Annotated in this window: 20 protein-coding genes; 16 read left to right on the forward strand and 4 right to left on the reverse strand. The window is 65.0% G+C overall.

Going from position 1 to position 25,369, the window contains the following annotated elements:
- Positions 1-504 precede the first annotated feature (504 nt).
- Both ACFX43_RS05840 and ACFX43_RS05845 read right to left on the reverse strand, forming a co-directional pair.
- Entirely contained in the window at positions 505-855 is a 351-nt protein-coding gene (locus tag ACFX43_RS05840; protein ID WP_378818116.1) for a cupin domain-containing protein, read from the reverse strand.
- Between the two features lie 88 nt (positions 856-943).
- A complete protein-coding gene (locus tag ACFX43_RS05845) occupies positions 944-2,014 on the reverse strand; it encodes an alpha/beta hydrolase family protein (RefSeq protein WP_378818119.1) in 1,071 nt (356 codons plus the stop codon).
- Positions 2,015-2,276: 262 nt separating this feature from the next.
- Here ACFX43_RS05845 and ACFX43_RS05850 point away from each other — a divergent pair, with 262 nt between their 5' ends.
- The 3 genes from ACFX43_RS05850 (at position 2,277) to ACFX43_RS05860 (ending at position 5,871) form a co-directional block, all read left to right on the forward strand.
- Positions 2,277-4,646, forward strand: coding sequence for a xanthine dehydrogenase family protein molybdopterin-binding subunit (locus tag ACFX43_RS05850; protein ID WP_378818122.1), 2,370 nt, complete (start codon positions 2,277-2,279; stop codon positions 4,644-4,646).
- A 112-nt stretch (positions 4,647-4,758) separates the two neighbouring features.
- A complete protein-coding gene (locus tag ACFX43_RS05855) occupies positions 4,759-4,899 on the forward strand; it encodes a hypothetical protein (RefSeq protein ID WP_378818125.1) in 141 nt (46 codons plus the stop codon).
- A gap of 642 nt (positions 4,900-5,541) precedes the next feature.
- Positions 5,542-5,871 carry a hypothetical protein gene (locus tag ACFX43_RS05860; RefSeq protein WP_378818128.1) on the forward strand — a complete coding sequence of 110 codons (330 nt, stop codon included), beginning with the start codon at positions 5,542-5,544 and terminating at the stop codon, positions 5,869-5,871.
- Positions 5,872-6,763: 892 nt separating this feature from the next.
- On the opposite strand, the gene ACFX43_RS05865 is transcribed toward ACFX43_RS05860, so the two are convergent.
- Complete coding sequence (locus ACFX43_RS05865; protein WP_378818131.1) at positions 6,764-8,209, reverse strand: APC family permease; 1,446 nt, start codon at positions 8,207-8,209, stop codon at positions 6,764-6,766.
- A 550-nt stretch (positions 8,210-8,759) separates the two neighbouring features.
- Between ACFX43_RS05865 and gabT the strand changes: the two genes are divergently transcribed.
- The 5 genes from gabT to ACFX43_RS05890 all read left to right on the forward strand — a co-directional run bounded on the left by gabT (position 8,760) and on the right by ACFX43_RS05890 (position 14,795).
- Positions 8,760-10,094: a 4-aminobutyrate--2-oxoglutarate transaminase gene (gabT, locus tag ACFX43_RS05870; RefSeq protein WP_378818133.1), complete on the forward strand. Its 1,335-nt coding sequence runs from the start codon at positions 8,760-8,762 to the stop codon at positions 10,092-10,094.
- A 5-nt stretch (positions 10,095-10,099) separates the two neighbouring features.
- Entirely contained in the window at positions 10,100-11,575 is a 1,476-nt protein-coding gene (locus ACFX43_RS05875) for an aldehyde dehydrogenase family protein (RefSeq protein WP_378818136.1), read from the forward strand.
- Entirely contained in the window at positions 11,572-12,729 is a 1,158-nt protein-coding gene (locus ACFX43_RS05880; protein WP_378818139.1) for a CaiB/BaiF CoA transferase family protein, read from the forward strand. The genes ACFX43_RS05875 and ACFX43_RS05880 overlap by 4 nt, the downstream gene beginning before the upstream one ends.
- Positions 12,726-13,916, forward strand: a complete 1,191-nt coding sequence (locus tag ACFX43_RS05885; protein ID WP_378818142.1) for an acyl-CoA dehydrogenase family protein — start codon at positions 12,726-12,728, stop codon at positions 13,914-13,916. Before ACFX43_RS05880 ends, ACFX43_RS05885 begins: the two co-directional genes overlap by 4 nt.
- Positions 13,917-14,048: 132 nt before the next feature.
- Positions 14,049-14,795 (forward strand): NADPH-dependent FMN reductase, encoded by a 747-nt coding sequence (locus ACFX43_RS05890; RefSeq protein ID WP_378818145.1) that lies wholly within the window; start codon positions 14,049-14,051, stop codon positions 14,793-14,795.
- 311 nt (positions 14,796-15,106) lie between these two features.
- On the opposite strand, the gene ACFX43_RS05895 is transcribed toward ACFX43_RS05890, so the two are convergent.
- Entirely contained in the window at positions 15,107-17,287 is a 2,181-nt protein-coding gene (locus ACFX43_RS05895; protein ID WP_378818148.1) for an FAD-dependent oxidoreductase, read from the reverse strand.
- Positions 17,288-17,447: 160 nt separating this feature from the next.
- On the opposite strand from ACFX43_RS05895, the gene ACFX43_RS05900 reads away from it, so the two are divergent.
- From ACFX43_RS05900 to ACFX43_RS05935, 8 genes are all read left to right on the forward strand, one after another.
- The gene (locus tag ACFX43_RS05900; protein ID WP_378818151.1) at positions 17,448-17,747 is read left to right on the forward strand and encodes a Dabb family protein; all 300 of its coding nucleotides are present in this window, start codon (positions 17,448-17,450) and stop codon (positions 17,745-17,747) included.
- Positions 17,747-18,676: a cyclase family protein gene (locus tag ACFX43_RS05905; protein WP_378818154.1), complete on the forward strand. Its 930-nt coding sequence runs from the start codon at positions 17,747-17,749 to the stop codon at positions 18,674-18,676. Before ACFX43_RS05900 ends, ACFX43_RS05905 begins: the two co-directional genes overlap by 1 nt.
- Before the next feature lie 37 nt (positions 18,677-18,713).
- Complete coding sequence (locus ACFX43_RS05910) at positions 18,714-19,898, forward strand: NAD-binding protein (protein ID WP_378818157.1); 1,185 nt, start codon at positions 18,714-18,716, stop codon at positions 19,896-19,898.
- A 105-nt stretch (positions 19,899-20,003) separates the two neighbouring features.
- Entirely contained in the window at positions 20,004-20,705 is a 702-nt protein-coding gene (locus tag ACFX43_RS05915; RefSeq protein WP_378818160.1) for an SRPBCC family protein, read from the forward strand.
- Between the two features lie 34 nt (positions 20,706-20,739).
- Positions 20,740-21,591, forward strand: coding sequence for an FAD binding domain-containing protein (locus tag ACFX43_RS05920; protein ID WP_378818162.1), 852 nt, complete (start codon positions 20,740-20,742; stop codon positions 21,589-21,591).
- Between the two features lies 1 nt (position 21,592).
- Positions 21,593-22,090, forward strand: a complete 498-nt coding sequence (locus ACFX43_RS05925) for a (2Fe-2S)-binding protein (protein WP_378818165.1) — start codon at positions 21,593-21,595, stop codon at positions 22,088-22,090.
- On the forward strand, positions 22,090-24,477 hold the full coding sequence (locus ACFX43_RS05930) for a xanthine dehydrogenase family protein molybdopterin-binding subunit (protein ID WP_378818168.1): 2,388 nt from the start codon (positions 22,090-22,092) through the stop codon (positions 24,475-24,477). Before ACFX43_RS05925 ends, ACFX43_RS05930 begins: the two co-directional genes overlap by 1 nt.
- A complete protein-coding gene (locus ACFX43_RS05935; protein ID WP_378818171.1) occupies positions 24,474-25,307 on the forward strand; it encodes a carbon-nitrogen family hydrolase in 834 nt (277 codons plus the stop codon). Before ACFX43_RS05930 ends, ACFX43_RS05935 begins: the two co-directional genes overlap by 4 nt.
- Positions 25,308-25,369: the final 62 nt, after the last annotated feature.

Genomic DNA, 25,369 nt, shown 5'->3' on the forward strand with positions numbered 1-25,369 from the left:
CCCTCGCCCGCACCGCGGTGGTAGGAGCGGGAGAACGCGCGAATTAGTGGCGGCAAAGCATTCGCGAGGCAGCAGTTCGCGGTCAAGCATCTGTCACGGCGCCCGACATTGCGACCTCCGCTGCCAAGGTGGCTGGTCCCATCTACTTCGACACGATCTCGTGGCCTGAACGTTTCGATCCGATGATGGAAGCCACTCGGCGTATGCCGCTGCCATAGCGATCTTCAGCAACGGCGCTCGTACGCCATATGGTCGACCTCGACGCTGAAAACTGGTCGCGTGCGGTTGGACAAAGTCTCTCGAGATCCGTCACACCAAACGCCGCCACAGGCGACGGCGTCGGGGGTCGATCGAGTGGGGGAGTCTGGGCTCAGTGCCGTGCCCTCGAGAAGCACGGGTGGGGTTGTCGGTGCGTTTCTGGTTCGAGCGAAAACTCTCTCGGTCCCGCGTCGTCGCCCTGCCGTAGGTGAGTGCGAGTACGCGGGACCGAGCCGTGGACGCCGATCAGTCCGCCAGGATCCATACCTCGCGGAATTTGGTGTGGAACGTCCAGGTGGATGTGTGGCCGGCTGGCAGGAATGCCTGCATGCCCGGCTGGAGGTCGACCTTGGACCCATTCTCCAGCTCGATCGTAACCTCGCCCTCGAGGACGTAGATGATCTCGTTGTATTCGAGCTTGTACGTCGTCTTGGAGGGGTCGCACTCGAAAACGCCGGTGCCGCGCGCACCGTTCTCGAAGTTTTCGAAAAGGGTGAAGCCGCGACCAGCGGGATCACCACTCAAGATGGTGACGCCGTCAGGCTGCCATGTCTCCAGTTCGACGCTCGCGGACTCAACTGCCTTGATCTCGTCCATCGTAGATCCTTTCGTCGGTGCAGCCTTGGCTGCGGTGAGATGGGTGTGGTCGGCCCCGCGCTGATTGCCAGAGACGGCGCGGATCGGCTCAGTGGGTCAACTGGTCAGCCACCCAGTCCGCCATTCGCAGTCGTGGGGCGGGACCGAGGTTGTGGCAGCAGTGATCGCCCTCGGGCTCAATGTCGATCACGAGGGGGGCATTGACTGCGTACTTGCGCAGCAGTTCCACTTCGCTGATCGGCGTCTCGTCCTTGGCACCATGCAGCACGTAGGTTGGGACGGTGAGGCCGGAGAGCACGGGGCGCACGTCGATGGCATCACGTACCCGGGCTTGCGCAGTCTTGAGATCAGGGGACTTGGTGACGTACTTCCAACTCAGCTTCGTCATCGGGTACTCGAAGTCCCAGTCATCCATCTGCACGAAGCCGCCCCACGATACGCAGGCACGGAATCGATCGTCCATGGAGGCCGCGCGGAGCGCGTAGTGTCCGCCGAGGCTCCGGCCGACGACGCCGATGCGGTCACTGGCAATGGTGTCGGTCAGGGTCACCAGGTGGTCAAGGATCCGCGAAGTGTATCGCTCGTAGTCTCCGGCGAGTGCAACGTCGTCGAACATCTCGCCCTGACCAGGACCATCGAAGGTGAAGGTCGCGATGCCGCGCTCGAGGAGGAGGTTCTCGAAGAGGTAGCTCTCCTCCTTGGTGCTTTCCAGTCCTCCTAGCAGCACCGCGCATGGCACCGGGCCCTCGGCTCCCTTGGGAAGACGCAGGTAACCGATGATGGTCGTTTGGTCGATGGGCAGGTCGACCCGCAGAGCCGGCGGATCCAGGAGAGGCGCGGCGCGGTGGTAGAGCTCAGCCTTGCGCTTCTGTCCCCGCGGTCGCCGCTCGTCGAACCACAAGAACTGCGCATACTGCGCTGCCATGGAGCCGACCCAGAACCAGTACCCAGCGGTGATCGAGTGCCCACCGGCAAGGGCGGCGTCGCCCATGGCTTCATACTCGTCCGACCGCTGCATCCAGTAGTCGAACCAAGTGACGTCGGGGTCCCGGTCACGGGCGGCGATCAAGTCGGCGAAGGGCAGGCCGTCCATGAGTAGGCGGCCCCAGTTCAGCATCTCCTGCTCGGGTGTGGGCGTTTGCTGAGTCACAGTTGTCATCTCGTCTCCAATCTCGTTTGCCCCGCATCCTCCCTAGCCCTTGGCCGTTCAGGGTCTACATCTTCCGCGAATCCGATCCGATTGTTTGACGCCCATTGAGCAATGAGCCGCCGCTGAGCTGCTGCGTAGAGCATCACGCGGCATGGGATCTACATGTTCTGCGCAACCGGAGGCGTGCTTTTTCCGTCCAGGAAGCAGTGACGTGCGACTGCTTGGGGCGACACTGGCGTCCCGGCACATCGGACCAGAGTTAGGACGAATCGTGAGCAAACCCGGAGCTTCAGGCGGACTGGGCGCCTCGGCAAAGCGATACGTGGGCAAATCAGTGCGGCGTCGCGAGGACCCGCGTCTGCTTCGGGGTGAGGCACGCTTCATCGACGATGTCGATCTGCACGGTCAGCTTTACCTGAGCGTGGTGAGGTCCAGCGAGGCTCACGCCCGCATTTTGTCGGTCAATGTTGCCGAGGCGAGTCGAGCGCCGGGTGTTCGCTTGGTGATCACTGCGGACGACATCTCGGCTCACGTCCCGCTGGAGCAGATTGGGTACCACGAGGTATACCCGCAGATTGACGACTACCTCCACCCCGTCTTCGCCTCGGATCGTGTGCGTTACGTCGGTCAGCCTGTGGCAGCGGTCATTGCTGACACCGCGTACTTGGCCGAGGACGCCGCCGGGTTGGTGGAGGTTGATTACGAGCTTCTGCCCCCCGTGCTGGACCCGCAACACGCTATGTCTGACGAGGCCGAGCCGCTCTTCGACGGTTGCAGCAACGAGTCCGTGCGGATCGTGAAGTCCTACGGTGACTCGGAGAAGGCTTTTGCCGAAGCGGCGCACGTGGTGAAGGGTCGATACGTCACGGGGCGACACTCCGGAGTGCCCATGGAGACGCGCGGTTGCGTCGCTGAGCCCGACCGCGGCCGCAAGCAGCTGTTTATGTGGGGGCCCGTACACACCCACGACTGCCAGCGACTGATCGCAGAGGTGCTGGGACTGCCGCTCGCCGATCTGCGCATGAAGCACGTCGACATTGGCGGCAGTTTCGGGGTGAAGGGCGGCGTGTTTCCTGAGTACATCATGGTCGGATGGGCGGCCTTGAATCTTGGTCGGCCGGTGAAGTGGACCGAAGACCGCCTAGAACACATGGTGGCCAACGCTCATGCCCGGGAGCAGGTGCACGAGATGTCGGCCGCCTTTGATGCCGAGGGTCGAATCCTTGCACTGACCGACGAGATCTGGCACAACCACGGTGCGTTCATGCGGCAGGCCGAGCCGCTTGTCAGTGACATCACTGTCGGCATGGTGCCTGGCCCCTATCGGGTCCCGGTCTATGACGGTGTCCTGCATGTCGTGCACTCGAACAAGACGCCCCTATCCGCCTACCGAGCGCCGGGAAGGTTTGAGGGCACGTTTGCGCGAGAGCGACTGCTGGACCAGGCAGCCCAAGAGCTGGGTCTCTCGCGTGTGGAGATCCGCCGACGCAACCTGTTGACCGAGTCGGACCTTCCGTTCAAGCCCGGCATGGACATCTGTTTCGAGCCCTACCACTTCGACTCCGGGGACGTGGTGAAGCATCTGGAGCAGGCGCTCGAAGCGGCAGACTACGCAGCCTGGCTGCAGGAGGCTGAAGACCTCCGTGCCCAGGGGCGCCTGGTAGGCAACGGAATCGGGATACTGATGGACAAGGCCGGACTCGGGCTCTACGAGACCGGCGCGGTGGATGTCGACGCGTCGGGGCGTATCAGAGTTCGAACGGGAGCTTCCTCGGTCGGCCAAGGCATCGAGACGGTGCTGGCCCAGATCGTCGCTGAGGAACTCCAAGTGGACCCAGAGCTCATCGACGTCGTGCACGGCGACACGGAGCTGGTGCCGGAGGGAGTTGGTTCCTGGTCGAGCCGGTCCACGGTCCTCGCGGGCGGAGCCGCGCGTCAAGCGGCACTCGACACCCTGGAGAAGGCGAAGCGGCTCGCGGCGGACATGCTTGAGGCAAACGTCGAAGACCTCGTCCTCGACGATGGCCACATTCGTGTCGCCGGCGCCGCTCATGAAGGGATGAGCCTCGCGGAGATCGCTGGACGCTGGGACGGATGGTCCGCGCGTCTGGCGGGAGACCAGCCTGGACTGGGTGCCCAGGCGGTGTACTTGGACAACCACATGAACTACCCGTACGGCGTCACTTTGGTCCAGGTCGAGATCGATCCAGGCACCGGCGGACATACGTTGCGTCGCTTCTTTACCAGCACCGAGGCTGGGCATGCGATCAACCCGATGACGACACGCGGCCAAGTGGTGGGCGCGGCAGCTCAGGGTATTGGTGGCGCCTTGTACGAGGAGTTCGTATACGACGAGTCTGGCCAACCGCTTGCAACATCTTTCATGGACTATCTGTTGCCAACGTCGTTGGACGTTCCGGACGTCGACTTCTTCATGACCGAGGACGCGCCGACTCCTAACAATCCCTTTGGGGCGAAGGGGCTCGGAGAGGTCGGCATCATCGCTGTAGGCGCCGCCGTAGCGGGCGCCATCGACGACGCATTCGGTGAGGGGGTCCGAACGACCAAGGTGCCCGTTACCCCGGAGACATTGTGGCGCAGGGCGCACGCGAGTTCTCAGGAGCGGGCCTCGAGGAGATGAGCCTAAGCACTCGGAACCTGTCGGTTAGGTGGCGAAGTGAACTGTATCTTCCGGCATCGGTCCGTATTTGAAGATCGTCACGCGAGCCAGAGCCATGTGAAGGATGTGAACAATGCGAGACGAGAACGGTGAGCCGGATGTCGGCAACGAAGCGGATTACGAGCCTGTCGAAGCGATGGTCGCGATGGTTCTGGCATGGGGTGTTCCGGCGTCGGTCGCGTTCGGCGACGCCGACGCCGACGCGGACGCATAGGTGCGCTTGATCCAAAGCGTGGATTAGTGTGGCAGGGTAGATGGACTTCTATTCCCGTTCGAACGGCAGGGGCCGGGAATCATTCGTTCAATAGCCGGGTGGAGATTGCAGGTGACTGGCTAGCGAGTGAGCACGGTCGATCCACAGCTTTCGGCATGATCGAGGCGATCCCACCGAAAGTTTCCACGTGCTTGATTACGCAGGGTCGCGCGTAGGGGAATGGCCGTTTATGCGTCGGCCAATCCCGGTGGTTCCTGCACACTGGGAATCGATACCGTCGGCTTCGCCCGGATCGTTCACGACACGGCGGCGTGATCGGGGCGCAGAAACAACGAAGTGCCCTCTGAGCGGGGAAGACTTGGACTTGTCCAAGGTCCCAGGTCGCCGCATGGAAGGCACTCGGTAGGTGGTGCGCACTTCGTGGTCCGCTGGTCTGTCGGTCAACGGTGGTGAGCCGGGCTTGGTGTCGCACATCGGCGCGGTCGCGCCGCGGCAACTCGTGGGTCGGGTCGCGGCCTGACCGCGCAACTCTCGACGGAGATGGCGCGGCGCATGTTCACTCCTGGGCATGACCGGGGCCGGGTCCTGGCCCGATGTGGCGGTGATGATCGCTGATGTGGTGAGGCGATCGCGGACATCGACGTGCTGCGCCACCAATATCGCGTCCTCGGTGCGGTCGTTTCTCCGGCCACGCTGGCGCGGGCGCTGGACAAGGTCAGCCCGGTGAAATTGAAGAAGAATCAGACCGCCCGGGCCCGGCCAGGGTTCATTTCTATGTCTGAGGCGCACCGGTTCGGCGGGTTGCCAGCGTCGAAGGCCGCCGGAGGAGAGCTGGCCGGTGATGTGGTGGTCCCCGATGTCGATGCCACCGTGGTGGTCACCCACAGTGAGAAGGAAGGAGCAGCCAGGCCAAAGGCACAGGCCTGGACTATTTCCTATCGCGCGAGTTCACCGTCAACCAGACCCGGCTGATACTCACCGCGATCGCGGTTGACCTGGCCACGCGGCTGTGGCTGCTCGCACTCGAGGACAGTCGGGAAGTTCGAACCTGAGGCCATGCGCTACCGAATCCTGCACGTGACCGCCCGACTGATCCGAACCGGACGTCGCCTGATCCTCAAGATCCCCGACACGTGCCCTGGGCCAGCGTCCTGATCGCCGCCTTCGCCGCGATCCCAGGCACCGGAGAACCGCAGCCCGTCAGCGCCAGCCGACGCTGATCCACGCGCACAGCCATTACCCGGACCTCATCTTGGCGCGAGGCCAAGACGTACAGCCACATGAAGGACCGGGGTCAGGGAGTCGAGCTCCGTGGTCCTGTCAGATTGTCTGTGAGGAGCTTTACCCGAGGTCGCCAAGGTGCCCCGGGCGAAGGCCGCCGGCAATCTCACCACGAATCTGAGCCACGGCCGCCGAGTGATCTGTCGGATCAAGGTCCTCGGTTCCGGCTAGGAACGAGTCTGCGAGGTCAACCAGATGGCCACGCCCGTTTGACCATCGAGCCCGCCACCCAACCCTGATCTCTGGCAAGGACCACCTCAAGTACGACCCGAGTGGTGGCCAGCCCATGCAACGCCGCGATCACCCGCCGCGGCTGTGAACTGGCCACCTTCGCTCATGCCCGCCGACACTTCGCTGGCGGCTGATGACTCCTTCGGTCTCGACCAGCCCAGGTTGCAAGCGGGGAACTTCGACTGGCCGAGAGATCGGCGATGCCTTTCTGAATATTACGGCTAGGGCCAGACCCGCCTATTTACGCACGGGACGAAACCGGGCGCGGGTCCCGAAAGCCTAGGCCCGGGAGCGCCACCTGTGTCGGCGCCGGGGTGGAATCCGCTGTGAGCACGAGTGCGTCGATCCGGGTTCAGTCGACCCGATCCGTGGGAACCTCGGGCCGGACGTCGACGGGGCGGCGGTTGAACTTCATCCGGATGGGAACGACCACCAGCAGCGCCAAGGCGATGGTGATGGGAGCGGCCCAGGTCATCGCGTCGTACGAGGTGCCCGTGGGATTCAGCACGGCACTCAGCCACACGTAGCCGAAGCCGGCCCCGCCAATGACGGCGACGACGACAGTAGTTGCGCTCAGCTCGCGCCTGCGGGTCATCATGACGATGGCGCCGACGCAGATGAGCACGTAAGGAATGACCCAGTAGTACGGGAACAATGTGGCAACGTGGGCGTAGACCTCGAGCGGCGTGCCGCCGCTGAACGCAGACAACGCGATGGGAACGATAGTGGCCAGCACAGCAATGAGGACGATCGCGCGCACCGGTGTGCGATGTTTCTCGTCGACGTGGCCCAGGTACTTCGGCAGCATGCCATCAACGGCCATCGTGGCCCACACGCGGGGAGCGTAATTCATGAAGCCCAGGACTACGGCATAGCAGGTGACGGCCAGAAACAGATCCGCGACCGGAGCCAGCAACCCAAGTCCGGCGTTGCTTGCCATCGCGGAGAGCGGGGACTCGCCCGTCGCGGTCGCGTCGGCGATGTCCGGCAGGACGGGCACGGAGAGAAGGGTGGCCACAATACCCACGCTGCCAACGATCAGCGGCACCATCGTCATGAGCCGCGGGATGGTGCGCATCGGGTTCTTGGTTTCCAGGGCTGTGGCGGCGCTCGACTCGAAGCCCACGAAGAAGGTAGCCGACAGAACGATGCCAAAGACGAATCCGCTGAAGGTGAACTCACCGAAGGCGAACTGCTCGGAGAAGTTGTATCCCGCCGTGAAGACGTTGGCAATCAGGACGATCGCAACGATGGGTGCGGAGACGAAGAGCAGTCCGATGCTCAGACGGGTGGAGGTGTCCAGCCCGCGGATCGCGAACCAAGCGACACTCACCATGGCCAGGATCCACATGATCGTCTGTCCGCCCAGGCCGTTCGCGGCTGGGAGGTCGAAGACGGTGGCGATGAAGCTCCCCGAGTAGACGCCGAAGACCTGCAGGCAGACGATCACCCCGGCGGCATAGCCTACGGCCAGGGACGCCCCTGCGACCGTGCTCGCCTTCGAGCCGAGCTCGTGACCGATGTAGGAATACAGCGCGCCGGACACCACGTATCTCCGGGCGAACGGAACGATCGCCAGGCCGATGAAGGTGACGAGGACTGTCCCGGCCAGTACGGAGAGCCAGGCGGTAGGGCCGGCGACCACGCCGGCTAGTGCGGGCGCAGTGGCCGCCATGAGTACGGGGCTGAACGTGACGACGGCGAGGCCGAGAGCTTTGGGCAGGCTCAGCGTCCCCTGCTGGAGTCCGCTGAGTTCTTCATGGTCATCCGGAGCTTGTTCCGCGGCGTTCGATGTCATTTCTTCTCCTTGTGAGGGGTTGCTCAGTTGGGGAAGTATGAGAGCCGTCACAGTCTGAGGATTTGTGGCTATCCCGCAAACTCGTTCGCGGCATTACTGAGTTCGGTAAGGGTCGGTTCGCCTGCCAGGCTTGCTGCCGGGCGCGCGCATGGCCCGTGGAGGAGGCTGAGTTGGCGCGACGGGAGCGGCCCTGTTCGGTTTCCGACCGCCCTGGCGCGGCGATGCGCCGCCGACCCAGGAGGTGTCGTTCCCGAGGAGAAGTCGACGCCTGCCACGGTAGCTCCAGCACCGCCCTGTTGAGGCGCATCGGACCTTGCAGATCACCGTGGGCGTCGAAGGTCCCGCTGGTTCTCCAGGGTGAGATCCACCTGATCGGGCTTGTCCCATCAAGTCAGCGACCTGCAGTGCAACCGACAGGTCGTCTCGGACAGAGGCGGCAACATCACTCTGGAATCTGATGAACAGCCACGGATATTGGTCGGTTTCGTCAAAAGACAGACTGGCTGTACGTCTCCTACGGTCGGAGTTCACGATCTGATGGAGGTAGGAAATGTCGATGCCGGAACAGCGACGCATCCTGGCCACGGCTATCCCGGGTCCCCGATCGCTGGCGCGACAGGCGCAGCGGAAGGCTGAACTGGCCGACGGACTCGGCACGACGATGCCGGTCTTCATCGACCGCGCCGGTGGGGGCGTCCTGGTTGACGTCGACGGCAACCACATCATCGACTTGGCCTCCGGGATCGCGGTCACCTCCGTCGGCGCGGCCCACCCCGCGGTGACGAAGCGGATCGCCGACCAGGCGGAGCGGTTCACGCACACCTGCTTCCTTGTCACCGAGTACGACGGCTTCGTCGACGTCGCCGCTGCACTCAACCGGCTCACTCCCGGCGATCACGCTAAGAAGACCGCGTTGTTCAGCACCGGAGCCGAGGCCGTCGAGAACGCGATCAAGATCGCCCGCACGGCCACCGGTCGTCCGGCGGTGGTCGCGCTAGGTCACGCCTACCACGGCAGGACCAACCTGACGATGGCGATGACCTCGAAGAACGTCCCGTACAAGCAGGGCTTCGGACCGTTCGCGCCGGAGGTCTACCGGGTCCCCTCGCCATACCCCTATCGCTGGCCATCCGGTCCTGAGCGCGCCGCCGAAGAGGCGTTCGCGACGCTGAAGGACATCGTGACCACCCAGATCGGCATTACCAACGTCGCCGCGATCGTGGCTGAGCCGATCCAGGGAGAGGGTGGATTCATCGTACCGCCCCCGGGATACCTCAAAGCCGTCCAAGAGTTCGCCAACGAAAACGGCATCGTCTTCGTCGCCGACGAGATCCAGACCGGTCTCGCCCGCACCGGTGCAATGTTCGCCTGCGAGCACGAGGGCGTCGTTCCCGACCTGATCACGACCGCAAAGGCTCTCGCGGGTGGCATGCCCCTTGCCGCTGTCACAGGACGTGCGGAGATCATGGACGCCGTCGCCGCCGGTGGCCTCGGCGGGACGTACTCCGGCAATCCGGTCGCATGCGCCGCTGCACTCGGCGCCCTCGAAGTCATCGAGACCGAGAACCTCGTCGCCCGGGCGCGCGAGATCGAGGAGCGGGTCCTCCCGCAGCTCGAGGAGCTCGTGACCCCGATCTCCGTGGTCGGAGAGGTCCGCGGGCGCGGCGCAATGCTGGCCATGGAATTCGTGAAGCCCGGCACATCGGACCCGGCGCCAGAGGTCGCGAAGGCCGTGGTCGAGCGCTGCCACCAGCAGGGCGTCCTCACCCTGCTGTGTGGCACCTACGGCAACGTCATCCGGCTGCTGCCTCCGCTCGTGATCCCCTTCGACCTCCTCGATGAGGCGGTCGATGTCCTCGTCGACGCCGTCCGGAGCGTCGGATGAGCGTGATGTCACATGACCCGCGAACGGGGGCTGTCGTCGCCTCCGTCGCCGACACGAGCATCGATCAGCTCCGCTCGGTCCTGAAAGCGGCGGCAGATGTCGCTCCACACCTGGTGGCGACCAGCCCGGCCGAGCGACGTACGTGGCTCTACGCCGTTGCCGACGCCCTCGAGTCGCACCGCGACGAGCTTGCCCGACTTGCCGACCATGAAACAGCATTGGGTCTAGAGAGGCTGACCGGTGAGGTCACGCGAGCTGCCGAGCAACTGCGCTTCTACGCCGACGTCGCGATCGAGGGGTCATACCTCGACGTCACCGTCGACGAGCCGACCGCGACGACGCCGGGCCTCGTGAGGGTCAACCGCCCGCTCGGCCCTGTCGCGGTCTTCGGCGCCAGCAACTTCCCGTTCGCGTTCAGCGTCCTTGGCAACGACACCGCGTCTGCCCTCGCCGCCGGCTGCCCGGTGGTCGCCAAGGCACATCCTGCGCATGTCGGGTTGTCGATGCGCCAGGCCGACATCGCCCGAGAGGCGCTCGCCGCCGCCGGTGCACCGCGTGGGATCTTCACAGTGGTCAGTGGGCACCAGACCGGGATCGATCTCGTCAAGGCGCCGGAGGTCACCGCCGTTGGGTTCACCGGTTCCCAGGCCGGCGGTCTAGCCCTGTGGCGGATCGCCAACGAGCGCGAGATCGTCATTCCGGTGTACGCCGAGATGGGCACGGTCAACCCGGTGGTCGTCACTCGCCAGGGTGCGGCTGACATCGACGCCGTCGCGAAGGGTTTCGTCGGGTCCTTCACGTTGGGCAATGGTCAGTTCTGCACTAAGCCCGGGTTGCTCCTCGCTCCCGCGGGTTCGAGTGCGGCGGCTGCCGTGGCAAATGCCCTGCGTGAGGCGGGTCCGGAGCCGGTGATGCTCACTGAGGCAATTGCCGACGCAGTCGGCTCCGGGATCTCGGCCATGGTCGATGCCGGCGCCGAGGTGGTTGCGGGACTGCCTTCAGGCGAGCACGCCTGGTCTGCCCCGGCCGCGGTGTTGACCGCCCCCACCGCAGTCCTCCGTGCCGGCAGCCGTCTGCTCGAGGAGACCTTTGGAGCCGTCGTCCTGGTCTGTGAGTACGAAGACGAGCGCGAGCTCGCGGACGTTCTCCGCCGACTTCAGGCCTCGCTCGCAGCCAGCGTCTTCACAGGCGGTGCCGGCGACGACCAGGCGCCGCAGATCATCGGCCTCCTCAGTGGCAATGTCGGACGCGTGGTGGTCGATGAGTGGCCGACCGGCGTCGCGTTCACCTGGGCCCAGCAGCACGGTGGCCCGTGGCCGTCGACTTCTGCACCGGCGTCGACCTCGGTGGGCGCGGCGGGTCTGGCCCGATTCGTACGTCCGGTGACCTACCAGTCAGTGCACGATGGTTGGCTTCCCCCGGAGGCGCAAGCAGGGAACCCCTGGCATCTCCCGCGTCGCGTGAACGGACACCGGTCATGACCCGTCCTCTCGAAGGGCTGATGGTCGCTGACTTCAGCCGAGTCCTCGCCGGACCGCTGGCCGCAGCAACGCTCGCCGATCTCGGTGCCGAGGTGATCAAGGTCGAGCGTCCTGGATCGGGCGACGACACCCGTCATTGGGGGCCGCCTTGGACTGCAACACCCGACGGAACGTCCAGCTCCTACTTCGAGTCCGCCAACCGTTCGAAGAAGTCGGTCGAGCTGGACCTCGCTGACCCAGCTGACCTTGCGATCGCGCAGGAACTCGCGCGGCGGTGCGACATCCTCATCGAGAACTTCAAGACCGGATCGCTCGAACGCTACGACCTCGGGTACGACGCTGTCTCCTCCCGCAACCCGGGCGTCATCTACGCCTCGATCTCCGGATTCGGCAGCAAGGAGGGCGCAGACCTGGCCGGGTACGACTTCCTCGTCCAGGCAGTCGGGGGCCTGATGAGCATCACCGGGCGGCCGGATGAGCCGACCAAGGCCGGCGTCGCGCTCGTCGACGTCCTCACATCAAAGGACGCCATCGCCGGCATCCTGGCCGCTCTCCGTGTCCGGGACGTGATCGGGCACGGCCAGCACGTCGAGGTCAACCTTCTCTCAAGCCTCCTCGGGTCCTTGGCCAACCAAGCCTCGGGGTACCTCACGACTGGAACTGTGCCCGTCGCAATGGGCAATCAGCATCCCTCGATCGCGCCTTACGAAACTCTGCGCGCCGAGGACGGTCACGTCGCGGTCTGCTGTGGCAACGACAACCAGTTCACGCGACTCGCGATTGCCGTCGGCCGGCCGGAGCTGAGCGAGGATCCGCGCTTCGCCCGCAACGGCGACCGGGTCGCTCATCGTGAGGCACTCGTCGGGCAGCTCGAGGAAGTCCTTGCCACCGACACCGTGGACTCCTGGGTCGAGCGCCTCTCGAGAGTCGGCCTCCCGGTTGGCAAAGTTGGCACGGTCGCTGACGGCTTCGAGCTCGCCGCGCGGCTCGGCCTCGAGCCCACCGTCGATGTGGGGGAGGGACGATCCCGTCAGGTACGAAGCCCCCTTACCTTCTCGGCCACTCCTGTGACCGCTTACACCGCTCCGCCCGCACTGGGCGAGCACAACGACGTCGTCCGAACCATGTTGAGCACCCAGGAGAACCCGCGATGAGCACCCCGACCACTCTGCCGCCCTTCGAGCCGCTCGACCCCGCTGGGATCGACGACCTGCTGACCGACGACGAGAAGGCGGTGCGTGCCTCGGTGCGACAGCTGTGCGCCGAGCGGATCGATCCGTACGTTGCCGACTGGTTCGAGCGCGGCGCCATCGACGACATCCGCGGCCTCACCAAGGAACTCGGTTCTCTCGGCCTGCTCGGCATGCACCTGGAGGACTACGGCTGCGCCGGCATGTCGGCAACCGACTACGGCCTGGCCTGCCTCGAGCTCGAGGCGAGTGACTCCGGAATCCGGTCGCTGGTATCCGTCCAAGGATCGCTCGCCATGTTCGCGATCTGGCGCTGGGGCTCGGAGGAGCAGAAGCAGGAGTGGCTTCCCCAGATGGCTGCTGGTGACGCGATCGGCTGCTTCGGCCTCACAGAGCCAGACGCAGGCTCCGACCCCGGCAGCATGCGGACGCGCGCGCGCCGCGACGGCGACGACTGGGTGCTCGACGGCCGGAAGATGTGGATCACCAACTCGTCGGTCGCCGACGTAGCCGTGGTGTGGGCGCAGACCGACGAGGGAGTGCGCGGCTTCGTCGTGCCGACGGTGACCCCCGGGTTCAGCGCCCCGGAGATCAAGCACAAGCAGTCGCTGCGGGCGTCGGTGACCGGCGAGATCGTGCTCGAGGGCGTCCGCCTGCCGGAGTCCGCAGCGCTCCCCGAGGTGCGGGGTCTGAAGGGCCCGCTGTCGTGCCTCAACGAGGCTCGCTACGGGATCGTGTGGGGGGCCATGGGCGCCGCGCGCTCCTCGCTCGAGGCGGCTCTGGACTACGCGAACCAGCGCATCCAGTTCGGCAAGCCGATCTCGGCCTTCCAACTCACCCAGCAGAAGCTCGTCGACATGAACCTCGAGTACACCAAGGGCGTACTCCTGGCACTTCAACTGGGCCGCCGTAAGGATGCTGGCCGGCTCAGGCCCGAGCAGGTCAGCCTCGGCAAACTCAACAACGTCCGCGAGGCCATCGAGATCTGTCGCACCGCGCGCACCATCCTCGGTGCCAATGGCATCTCGCTCGAGTATCCCGTCATCCGCCACGCCAACAACCTGGAGTCGGTGTTGACGTACGAGGGCACAGTCGAGATGCACACCCTGGTCGTAGGCCAGGCGATGACGGGCCACCCGGCGTTCCGTTGACCCGATCTCCGCCGGCCGCGGACACGTTCGAAGTCGTTGTGACAACCGCGGCCGGCGGATTCCACCCAGTCCGCTCCATGTCGTGCGAGAGGACGTCCGCGACCGCAGGTCGGTATCGGCGGATCCGGCCAGATGGGCGCAAGCATCGCGGCCAAGGTCGGAGCTCGCGTCAGCTTTGACGTTCTGGTCTGCGATACCGACTGGACCCGGGTCGAGGCTGAGCCAGAGGCCACTAACCATGGCCAGGACACCGGCCGCGACGCCTTGAGTTTGACCACTGCCACCAAAGAGGAGAACACCACCATGTCCCGACCCACGCTCCAGATCATCATTGCCAGCACGCGTCCCGGGCGCCGTGGAACCGCCGTCGCCGCTTGGATTCGCGGGCTCGCCGCCGACCACCGTGGCTTCGAGGTGGAGGTAGTCGACCTGGCCTCGGTCGGCCTCCCGATCCTCGACGAGCCTCATCACCCGCGCCTGCAGCAGTACACCCAGCCGCATACCAAGGCATGGAGCGCGACGGTCGATCGAGCGGACGCCTTCTTGTTCGTCACGCCGGAGTACAACCACTCCTTCCCGGCCGCGCTCAAGAATGCGCTGGACTACCTCTTCCTCGAGTGGGGCGATAAGCCGGTCGGGTTGGTCTCGTACGGCGGTGTGTCCGCTGGGCTGCGATCTGTTGCCGCGCTCAAGCCGGTCCTAGCCGCCCTACGCATGGTTCCCGCGCTGGAGGCCGTCTCTATCCCCGACTCGGGTGCCCGTATCGACGAGGACGACGTGTTCTGTTCGGACGCGCGGCTGGACGCCGCGGCGAAGGCGATGCTGGATGAGGTCGCTCGTCTCGCGGGCGCACTTGCTTCGTTGAGGCCCGGGGCCTGAGACCATAGGGGAAAGGCAACTGTTGAGGTCAATGCCCACCAGTCCGCCTCATCGCAACCGCGAACCTTGGTGCGTGCATGGAATCGCGTGGCTCAGGCGTTGATGACGACCACCCTGGTGGCACGCGCCGATCCTGTTGACGTACGGACCACCGAGTCACCGCCGACACACTGTCCAGCGCGTGCATCGGGCCCGGATCCGGGCGCAGCTGCCTTGGCCGAGAAGGCGCACGCTAGCCAGTACGACCGAGCGGCCGCCGCTCGGTCGTACTGGCTAGCGTGTACGTTTGTGCCTGGCGCTCATCCCCCGGGTCATCGCGCAGGGTCCGTCACGGCGGTGCGGGAGACAGGTGTCAACGGCAGGAGCTTGTGAGTGAGCTCGTTGTCATAGTCGTCCTCGCGCCAACCGAGGATCCGCTGCTCGCGGATGAAGGGAAGCGGGACTGCCGGGTCAGGGCCGTCGATCTCACGGGCCAAGCGGTGCCCGTCGAAGACTGACTCCGCGATGACCCGGGGCTCGACGCAGTCGCCGATCCGAAGTACCTGCTCGATGTCGTTGGCACGGAGGCGATCGATGTCCTCAACGAGGTCGGAGTAGAGATCGGTGCGCGAACGGCGTTGAGTGACGAGCACGACGCTGTCTGCGGCCCATGTCCGCGTCCGTTCCGCATGGTAGCTGTGGTGTCCCAGGACCTCGCCATGCCGAATCGAAGCCACGACGTGGCTTGGGACGATATCCACTCCGAGCGAGAGAAGGGAGTGCATCACGTGCCCACCCTCGTCGGTGAAGAAGAGGTATGAGCCGACCTGGTCCGCCGGACAGATCAGGGTGACCTGCTTGCCGTCTAGAGCGAGCTTCTCCGCGATGCTGGAACCCATGTAGTAGCCGTCGCAGTCGTAGACGACCACGGATTCGCCGGGGACCTCGCGGTTGTCCACCATGATCGACTCCGGAGTGAACACCATCTCGTGGTACTCCTCCACCCCGTCAATCGGGACGTGCGTGATCGGGTTCGTTCCGGTTGGGTCCCAGGTGGCGCCAGTGGCGACGACGACGGTCTCAGCGCCGTACTCCAGGACGTCCTCGACGCCCATCGCCTGGTTGGTGATCACGGTGACGTTGTCCAGCTTCGCCAGCTGCGACTCGCGGTACTCCACCACCCGGCGCCAGGTCAGCAAGCCCGGCAGCCGGGAGACCCAGTTCACGTGGCCACCGATCTCCGGAGCGGCCTCGACCAGATGAACGTTCTCGAAACCGCGCTCGCCAAGGACCCGAGCGCACTCCATGCCAGCTGGGCCGGCGCCGACGACGAGGATCGGCTTCTTCACCTCGTCAGGGGTGTTGAACCGCTCGGGGTGCCAGCCGCGGCGGTACTCCTCACCGACGGTCGCGTTCTGGGTGCACACGATCCGTCCGCCGCCATTGTTGAATCGGGAGACGCAGATGTTGCAACCGATGCACTCGCGGATGTCGTCGCCGCGACCCTCCTTGATCTTCGTAGGGATGAACGGATCGGCGATGGCCGGTCGGGCAGCGCCGATGATGTCGATGACACCGTCTTTGACGGCCTTGGCCATCAGCTCCGGGTCGGTGAACCGGCCGACGGCAACGATCGGCTTTTTCGCGTACGGACGGACCTGCTCGATGTAACTGCGCTGCCAGAACGGCTCGAAGAACCGTGAGGAGCTGACGTCGTCCTCCAAGTGTCCGACCTGCATGTCCCACAGGTCGACGAGGTCGTCGAGCAGCTCGACGACGGCGACGCCGTCCTCGTTGACTTTGAACGCACGCTCGGACTCGTCGTTGAAGGAGTCGAGGCAGAAGCCGCCGACGATCGCGCAGTCGTCACCGACCGCCTCCCTGACCTGCTCGATGGTCTCGCGCCAGAACCGGGTGCGGTTCTCGATCGAGCCGCCATACTCGTCGGTTCGGTGGTTCCAGTAGCGCCACAAGAACTGGAGTGGGAGGGAGAAGCCCTCGCGGGCAGCGACCTGCACCAGGTCGAAGCCGACATCGCGAGCCCGGACTGCCGCGTCGACATAGGACTTCTGGATGCGCCGGATGTCGCGCTTGTCCAGCGCGTAGCAGGAATGACCGGACATCGCGCTGGTCACCTGCGACGGCCCGCCTGCGGGAAGTCGCGTCACGAACCCCGTGTGGTCGGCCCCCATGTACACGAGCTGAACGCCGGCGAGGGCATCGAACTCGTGGACTCGCTCGACCATCAGGCGGAGGTTCGCCTCGTCGCGCCGGTCGATGAGCCGCGCTTGGACCCACGGGGCGTCGTCACTCTCGGCGTCCACCGCGCAGTACTCGGTGTTGACCGCCGCCCAGCCGCCTTCCGCACGCATGCCACGTAGGTAGGCCTGCGCACCCGGGTACTCGACGCCGAGACCGGAGCAGTGCGGGGCTACGTAGAATCGGTTTCGGAACGTCTTCGGGCCCACCTGGATCGGCTCGAAGAGTGGTGCGTGGCGCTGATCGGTGCTCATGCGCCCATCGTCGTACTCCGCCGTCGGTTGGCACCTTCACCATTCCGACAAACGTGGTGGCGATCTTGTCGGAGCATGAAGAGCCGATTAGGGCTTCTGAATCCGAGACTGACGCAGCGCGATACCAGCGCGACATCAATCGTACGACTAGGAGTAGCCCATGATTCGCCACGTCTTTTCCTGGCGTGTGGCCGAGGGTCACAGCAACGACGAGGTCATCGACCTGCTGAACACCCTGCGCGAGCCGTACCCGTACATCAAGTACTGGGAGCTCGGCGCCCATGAGGGTGATCCGGGCGACAACGGTCAGCCCTTCAGTGGCGTCCTCATCAACGACTTCGAGTCCTGGGACGACCTGCAGCGCTACTCCGTTGACGAGTTCCACCTCGAGGTCGTCGCCAAGCTCAAGCCCAAGTTGGCCGAGCGCGCCGTCGTCGACTTCGTACGAGAAGAAGTCTGATGGGTCAGCGGGCGGACATCAAGGTCACGACGAGTCCCTGGGGTCCCGAGGACGAGCTCGGTGCGCTCAACCATCTGACCCCGGCGAAGTCGGCTGCCGTGCTCGCCAGGGTCGACGGCACACGGAGCTACGACCTGAGCATCGATTACTTCGTCGGCATGCCCAGCTTTCAGGCGGCCGGCGACCCCGGTTATCAGATCTTCATGAGCCACACGCCGGAGGGCACGGTCGTCGACAACCTCAATGGCGTAGGCGAGGCGCGTAACCGCCACGTCTGCTACTCCGGGGATGTCGTGTTCATGTACACCCACACTGGTACGCACATCGACGCGCTCAACCACTTCGGTGTCGATGGCCAGATCTACAACAACTTCAAGGCCGACGAGCACCTCGGCAGCCGCGGTTGGGTCAAGGGCGGGGCGGAAGTCATCCCGCCGATCATCACCCGTGGCATCCTCCTCGACATCGCGAAGAGCAAAGGCGTCGACTGCTTGCCCGACAGCTACGCGATCACCGTCGAGGACTGCCAGAAGGCTCTGGCTGACGCCGGCCTCACGCTGGAGCCCGGCGACGTCGCCTTCGTACGCACCGGCCGCATGCGTTACTGGCCCGAAGGGTCGAAGGTTCTCGGAAACCCACCGGGACTCGGACTCGAGGCGGCCAACTGGCTGACCGGCCAGGGCATTTCGGCCATCGCCGCGGACCAGGAATGCGTCGAGGTCGGGCCGTCACAGCACGAGGACAACTGGCTCCCGGGGCACTGCCACTTCCTGGCCGAGGCTGGCGTACCGATGATCGAGCTCGCGAACCTCGAGGAGCTGTCACGGGACGACATCAGCGAGTTCTGCCTGATTGCGGCCCCTATCCGACTTCGCGGCGCGAGCGGATCGCCACTGCGTCCGATCGCGATGCCGCTGCGCGACAACTGATTGATCGACGGACGAAGCCAACGGAAGGAGGACAATCATGGGCATGCCAAAGGTGGCGGTGATCGGTGGTTCGATCGGAGGACTCACAGCGGCGAACCTACTGCGCGACATCGGGTGCGAAGTCGATGTGTACGAGCGCACCCCGCAATTGCTGTCGGGGTTTGGGACGGGCATCGTCGTGCAGCCCGAGCTTGTCCGCTATTTGCTCGAAAGGGCTGGGTCTACGCTGGACGACGTGAGCGTGCCCAGTTCGTCGATGCGCTACTACGACGCGTCGACCTCGAGGCTGCGAGGTGAGGTCGACGCAGGGTGGCGCTTCACGGCCTACAATGCGGTCTACCGCAAGTTGCTCGACGCCTTCGGGACCGAGCGCTATCACCTCGGGCGTGCGCTCGACCGGGTGCGGCAGACCGAGGCCGGACCGATCATCGAGTTCGTGGAGGGTCCGGCAGCGACGGCAGACCTGGTTGTCTGTTCAGACGGTGGTGGCTCGGTCGCCCGGTCAGCGCTGCTCGGCGTGAAACCGACTTACGCTGGCTACGTGACGTGGCGGGGAATGGTGGACCGAGACGAGGTGTCCGAGGCCACATGGGAGTTCTTTCAAGACACCTTCAGCTACGGTCTGCTGCCTGACAGCCACATCATCGCCTACCCGATCCCACAGGCCGATTCGGACGGTCGGCTGACTGGCAATTCGAGACTCAACTTCCAGTGGTACTGGAATGTCTCCGAGGGAGCAGACCTCGACGCGTTGCTGACGTGCTCCGAAGGTAAGCGCCGGTCGGTCTCGGTGCACTTCGACGTTCTTGCCGAGAAGAACCTTGCCGAGTTCCGGAACCGTGCCTCTCGCGAGCTCGATGGCCCGTTCCGTGAACTCATCACAGCGGCCGCAAGACCGTTCGTAACAATCGTCTCGGACGCCGAGATCGACCAGATGGCCTTCGGCAACATCGTGCTGATCGGAGACGCAGCAATTACACCGCGTCCACACGCCGCTGCGGGTGCCGCCAAGGCGGCCTCGGACGCATGGAGTCTCGCCACCCACCTCGAAAGTGCCAGCGGCAACCTTGCCGAGGCACTTCCCGCTTGGGAGTCAGGGCAGTTGGCGCTCGGTCGCGCTTACCTTGCCAAGGTGCGGGCGATGGCGGCCGTTCTTCAGCAAGGCGGCGATTTCCCGCCTGGTGCTCCCGAGTACCGGTTCGGCTTACCAAAGGTGCCGTAGCGCGCATACCTGGGCGTGACGCCCAATCAAAAACCAGCGATCGGCTGTGGCCGGTGGTGACAGAAATTTCCCCGATGCAGGGGTCAGACCGAGGAGTGGAAGACGATGAAGTTGCTGAACGAGTTCGAGGTGGCTCTGCCGACTGAGCAGACCTGGACCCTGTTGACGGATCTCGAGAAGGTCGCCCCCTGCCTCCCCGGAGCGTCGATCACGGGCAAGGAAGGCGACGACTTCGTCGGCCAAGCCAAGATCAAGGTCGGGCCGATCACGGCGCAGTACAAGGGCGTGGCACAGTTCACCGAGCTGGATACCGCCGCTCACCGCGCGGTCTTGCTCGCCCGTGGCAAGGACGCTCGCGGTCAAGGCGATGCGACCGCGACTGTGACCGCCACGCTCACCCCGAACGGCACGGGAACCCGTGTACTCGTCGAGACTGAACTTGCTCTGACCGGCAAGGTCGCCCAATTCGGTCGTGGCGTCCTTGCGGACGTCAGCGGCGCCCTGATGGGTCTTTTCGCTGACCGGCTGCAGGAGATGGTCGCGGCTGAGAGTGGTGGCACCGCATCTGCGCCTGCCCCCGTGTCAACTGCCACCACCGAGCCCGCAATTCCCGCAGCGCCGTCCCGTTCGGCGGCCAACACCCGTCGGGCGGACGATGAGGTTCTCGACGTGCTGGCACTCGCCAAGGGAATGTCGTGGACGAAGGGGATCCCGGTCGGAGCCACTCTGATCGCCGTCGCTGCAGCACTGATCAGCGTGTTCGCCGCGGGCTATGCCTCCGCCATCGCCCATTCGGTCGGCCGCTGACAAGGACTGGTCGAAGCGCCGAAGAGGAGTCGATGTGAAGCCACCGAAGTTCAAGTACATCGCGCCGGACAACCTTGCCGACGTCGTCCAACTCCTCGCCGAGGAGCCCGATGCGAAGGTGGTCGCCGGCGGTCAGAGCCTGATGCCTCTGCTGGCCATGCGTCTTGCCGGACCGAGCGTGCTTGTCGACCTGCGCAACGTGTCCGGTCTGCAGCGTATCGACGTGGGCGATACGGAGATCCGGATCGGAGCCAGAGTGACCCACGACGCGGTCGAACACTCCGCCGCGCTGCTCGCGGCTCTGCCCATGCTCCCGACTGCCGCGCGTTTCATCGCACATCCCCAGATTCGCTCTCGTGGCACCTTCGGCGGCAGCACCGCGCACGCGGATCCCTCTGCCGAGTGGCCGACGGTCCTGCTTGCCCTCGACGCTGTCGTCGACGTCGTGGGTCCTGCGGGGGAACGGTCGATCCCCGTCGACAGCTTCTTCACCGGGCCGTTCACCTCGTCGATGGCTGCTGACGAGGTGCTGATCGCCGTACGGATTCCCCGGGACGACCGGCACTGGAGCTTCCAGGAGACCGCCCGCAAGGCCGGGGACTACGGCCTGGCCATCGTCGCAGCCACGGCCGAGATCACCGAAGGCAAGATCCGGGGAGCGAGGGTCAGCGTCGGGGGCGCGGTTGGCACCGTCACCCGACTCGGGGCGGTCGAAGAGGCGCTCGAAGGAGCCCTGGCAGGGGATGAGACGAGCAGGCGAGCCGAATCCGTCGCAGCATCGACGGTGGAACCGATATCCGACATTCATGGCAGCAGCGACTACCGCCGACGGCTGGTTGGCGCCCTTGTCCGCCGCACTGTTGCCGACCTGAGCAAGGGAGCCTGACATGACTGCCACACCGGAGGAACACCTTCCCGTCGCAGTATCAATCAACGGTCGTACTTACCGCGGTGTGGTCGAAGCTCGCAAGACACTCGCGGACTTCATCCGTGAGGATGCCGTGCTTACCGGCACCAAGCTTGGTTGTGAGCACGGGGTCTGCGGCGCGTGCACGGTCCTCGTTGATGACGCCCCTACGCGTTCGTGCCTGATGCTCGCAGTACAAGCCGATGGTCGTCGCATCCGAACGGTCGAGAGCCTCGCCGATGGAGCTGAGCTCAATCCGCTTCAGAAGGCGTTCCGCAACAAGCACGGGCTGCAATGTGGATTCTGCACGGCAGGGTTCCTGATGTCAGCCACCGCGCTCCTTGAGCACAATCCGACGCCTTCAAGGGACGAGATCGTGGAGACCGTATCGGGGTCTCTGTGCCGATGCACCGGATACCAGACCATCGTCGAGGCCGTTCAGGAAGCTGCAGCCGCGGAAACAGAAGGAGCCCAGTGATGAATGAGTCACTCGAGCACAGCGAGGTCCCGAAAGTTGCCGCACGGTCGATCGGAACCCGCGTGCTGCGGTCGGAGGACCCCCGTCTGTTGAGCGGCCGTGGGCAGTTTCTGGCGGACGTCACGTTGCCGGGGGAGTTGCACGCGGCCTTCGTTCGATCCCCGGTGGCCCACGCTCGGATCACCCGGATCGACGTCTCGGGAGCGCTCGATGTCGCAGGGGTCGTCTTGGTCTGGACCGGCGCGGAGGCGGCGGAGCAATGCGAGGGACTGGTCGGTGAGTTCGCGGTCCCTGGCTGTAATCCGACCACCATGCCCCTCTTGGCCCGCGATGAGGTGTGCTACGTCGGTGAGCCTGTCGCCGTGGTCGTCGCGGACTCTCGATACACCGCAGAGGACGCTGCGGAGCGCGTCGCGTGGGACTTCGAGGAGCTGCCTGTCGTCGTCAACGCCGACGACTCAGCCGCCGTCACCGCTGTCGCCAATACCCAGCTACCCGACAACGTTGGCTTGACGGGCGACGCGTCGTACGGCGACGTCGCTGGGGCGTTCGACGCGGCTGACCAGGTGGTCCAGGGTCGCTTTTACACGTGCCGAGTTTCCGCTGCGCCGATGGAGACGCGCGGTGTGATTGCTTCCTATGAATGGGCATCGCGACAGCTGAAGGTCTGGACGGGCACTCAGATGCCGCACTACCTGCGTTACTGCCTCACGGCGTATCTCGGCTTCGCCGAGCAGGGGATCGAAGTGATCACCCCTGACACCGGAGGGGGGTTCGGCCAGAAGGCCCACGTGTACGTCGAGGAGATGCTGCTCCCGCTGTTGGCGCGGGCTGCGGATCGGCCGGTGAAGTGGGTGGAGGATCGTCGGGAGAACCTGATGGCCGGGACTCACGCGCACGAGCAGTTCGTCGATATCTCCTATGCGCTCGATACCACCGGACGAATCACCGGCGTGCGCACTCACGCTCTCGGCGACGGAGGCGCCTACCACGCCCCACCGTGGTCGATGGCCGTTGAGCCGTGGTGCGCGGCTGTGGTGACCCCATCTGGCATGTACGACGTCCCGGCGGTCGAGTACTCCTACACCGCTGTTGCGACCAACAAGACCCCCGTGGGCGCCTACCGAGGCGTGGGCTACATGGCCGGGACGTTGGCGCGAGAGTGCCTGGCCGACGACGCGGCGCGAGCGGTGGGTATGTCACCGTTCGAATTCCGGCGACACAACGTGGTGCGGGACTTCCCGTGGACCAACGCTCAGGGGATCGTCTACGACGAGGGCAGTTGGCTCGCGACGATCGACACCCTCGAAGAGATGGTTGACTATCCCGCCTTCCTGGAACGCCAGGCTAAGGCTCGCGCCGAGGGCCGCTATCTCGGACTCGGTCTGAGCTGCTTCGTCGAGAGCAGCGGCGAGTCGACAGCGATGAGTCAGGAACACGGTCTCGGGGACGTGTATCACGACACGGCCACTGTTCGTCTTGATCCGAACGGGACAGCAACCGTGACGATCGGGCTCACTGCGCAGGGCCAGGGTTTGGCGACAACGATGGCGCAGATGGCTGCTGATGCGCTGGGCATCAAGGTGGAGGAAGTCGTCGTGCATACCGCGACGTCGACGTCGCACGCGTACGGGTCAGGCACGGTGGGCAGTCGTGGGGCGGTGATCGCCGGTGGGGCGGTGGCCCGGGCGGCGGGGGTGGTGCGGGAGAAAGTCCGCGCGGTCGCTGCGCATCTGCTCGAGGCAGCGCCCGAGGACATCGAACTCGTCGACGGACAGGCATCAGTGGTGGGTGTGCCGGACAAGATGATGACGATCGCTGAGATTGCGACGTCGATCTACTTCGACATGTCGGCGTGGCCAGAGGGCTTCGATCCCACCTTGGAGGCCACGCTGGCGTATGACACCTCGCGTCCGATGTTTAGCAACGGTGGACATGCCATCGTTGTTGAGATCGATCCCGATACTGGCCTTGTCCGGTTCGAGAAGGTGTTTTCCGTGGAGGACTGCGGGATCGTGATCAACCCGAACATCGTGGAGGGACAGATCCGTGGCGGTGTGGTGCAGGGCATCGGCGCTGCGGTGTTCGAAGAGCTTGCCTACGACGAGTCGGGGCAGCTGCTGGCCACGACGTTCCTCGACTATGGCCTGCCGACCATGGACGTCGCGCCGCCGTTCGAGATCCACCACCTCGAGTCCCCCTCATCGCACTCGGCGTCCGGGGTGAAGGGGATGGGCGAGTCCGGACTGATCGCCTCCCCTGCGGCTGTCCTCAACGCGGTCAACGATGCGCTCGGCCCGTTCGGGGTGGTCCTGCGAGATCTGCCCCTCACTCCCGAGAAGATCCACAATGCCATCCACGGGGCAAAGCAGGAGAAGCCCGCATGAGCTCGATCGTGCGAGTTAGTCTGATCCAGGTCGGCTACGGAGACGACGAGACCCTCACAGACCGCGTCGAGAGGGTCGCGACCCAGATCGAGTCGTTGCCCGATGCCGACCTAGTTGTTCTGCCGGAGCTTTGGGCGCAAGGTGGATTCGCGTCAGACACCTGGGCCGAGTTGGCTGAGGCGCTCGACGGACCGATCGTACGACGTCTTGCGAAGGTTGCCCGCGAACGAGAGGTTTGGTTGCATGGTGGGTCGATCATCGAACGGGCCGCCGAGGGAGAAGCTCTCGGCCCCGAGGGTCGCGGGCTGTGGAACACGTCGTTGTTGTTCGCGCCTGACGGTGAGCTTCGCGTGACATACCGGAAAATCCATCGATTCGGGTTCGGCGACGGCGAGCCGCGGTTGCTCGAGGCCGGAGAGCAGCTCGCAGTGACCGACGTGCCGTTCGCCGGGGACACCACCATCGTCGGGTTGGCCACGTGTTACGACTTGAGGTTCCCCGAGCTCTTCCGTCTCCTTGGTGATCGGGAGGTTGGCCTCGTCATCGTCCCCGCCGCGTGGCCGCTCCCGCGAGTGGAGCACTGGCGGTTGCTCGGCCGCGCGCGCGCCGTCGAGAATCAGGCCTGGGTCCTGCAGTGCAACACCGCCGGCACCCACCGTGGCTTGACGATGGGCGGCCATAGCCAGGTCGTCGCGCCGACGGGCGAGGTGCTGGGTGAACTGGGCGAGATCGAGGACGTACTCACTGTGGACATTGACCTCGACCTCGTGGAGCAGACCCGGGAAGCATTCCCTGTGCTCCGCGACCGTCGTCTATCCGTCCAGGTCTGACTAATTGTCGCAGAACTACCAACTATGACGTCATCTTCCTTGGTCTCTTGAGCCTCTGATCC

It is taken from the genome of Nocardioides sp. YIM B13467, from assembly GCF_042788075.1.
Lineage (GTDB): Bacteria > Actinomycetota > Actinomycetes > Propionibacteriales > Nocardioidaceae > Nocardioides.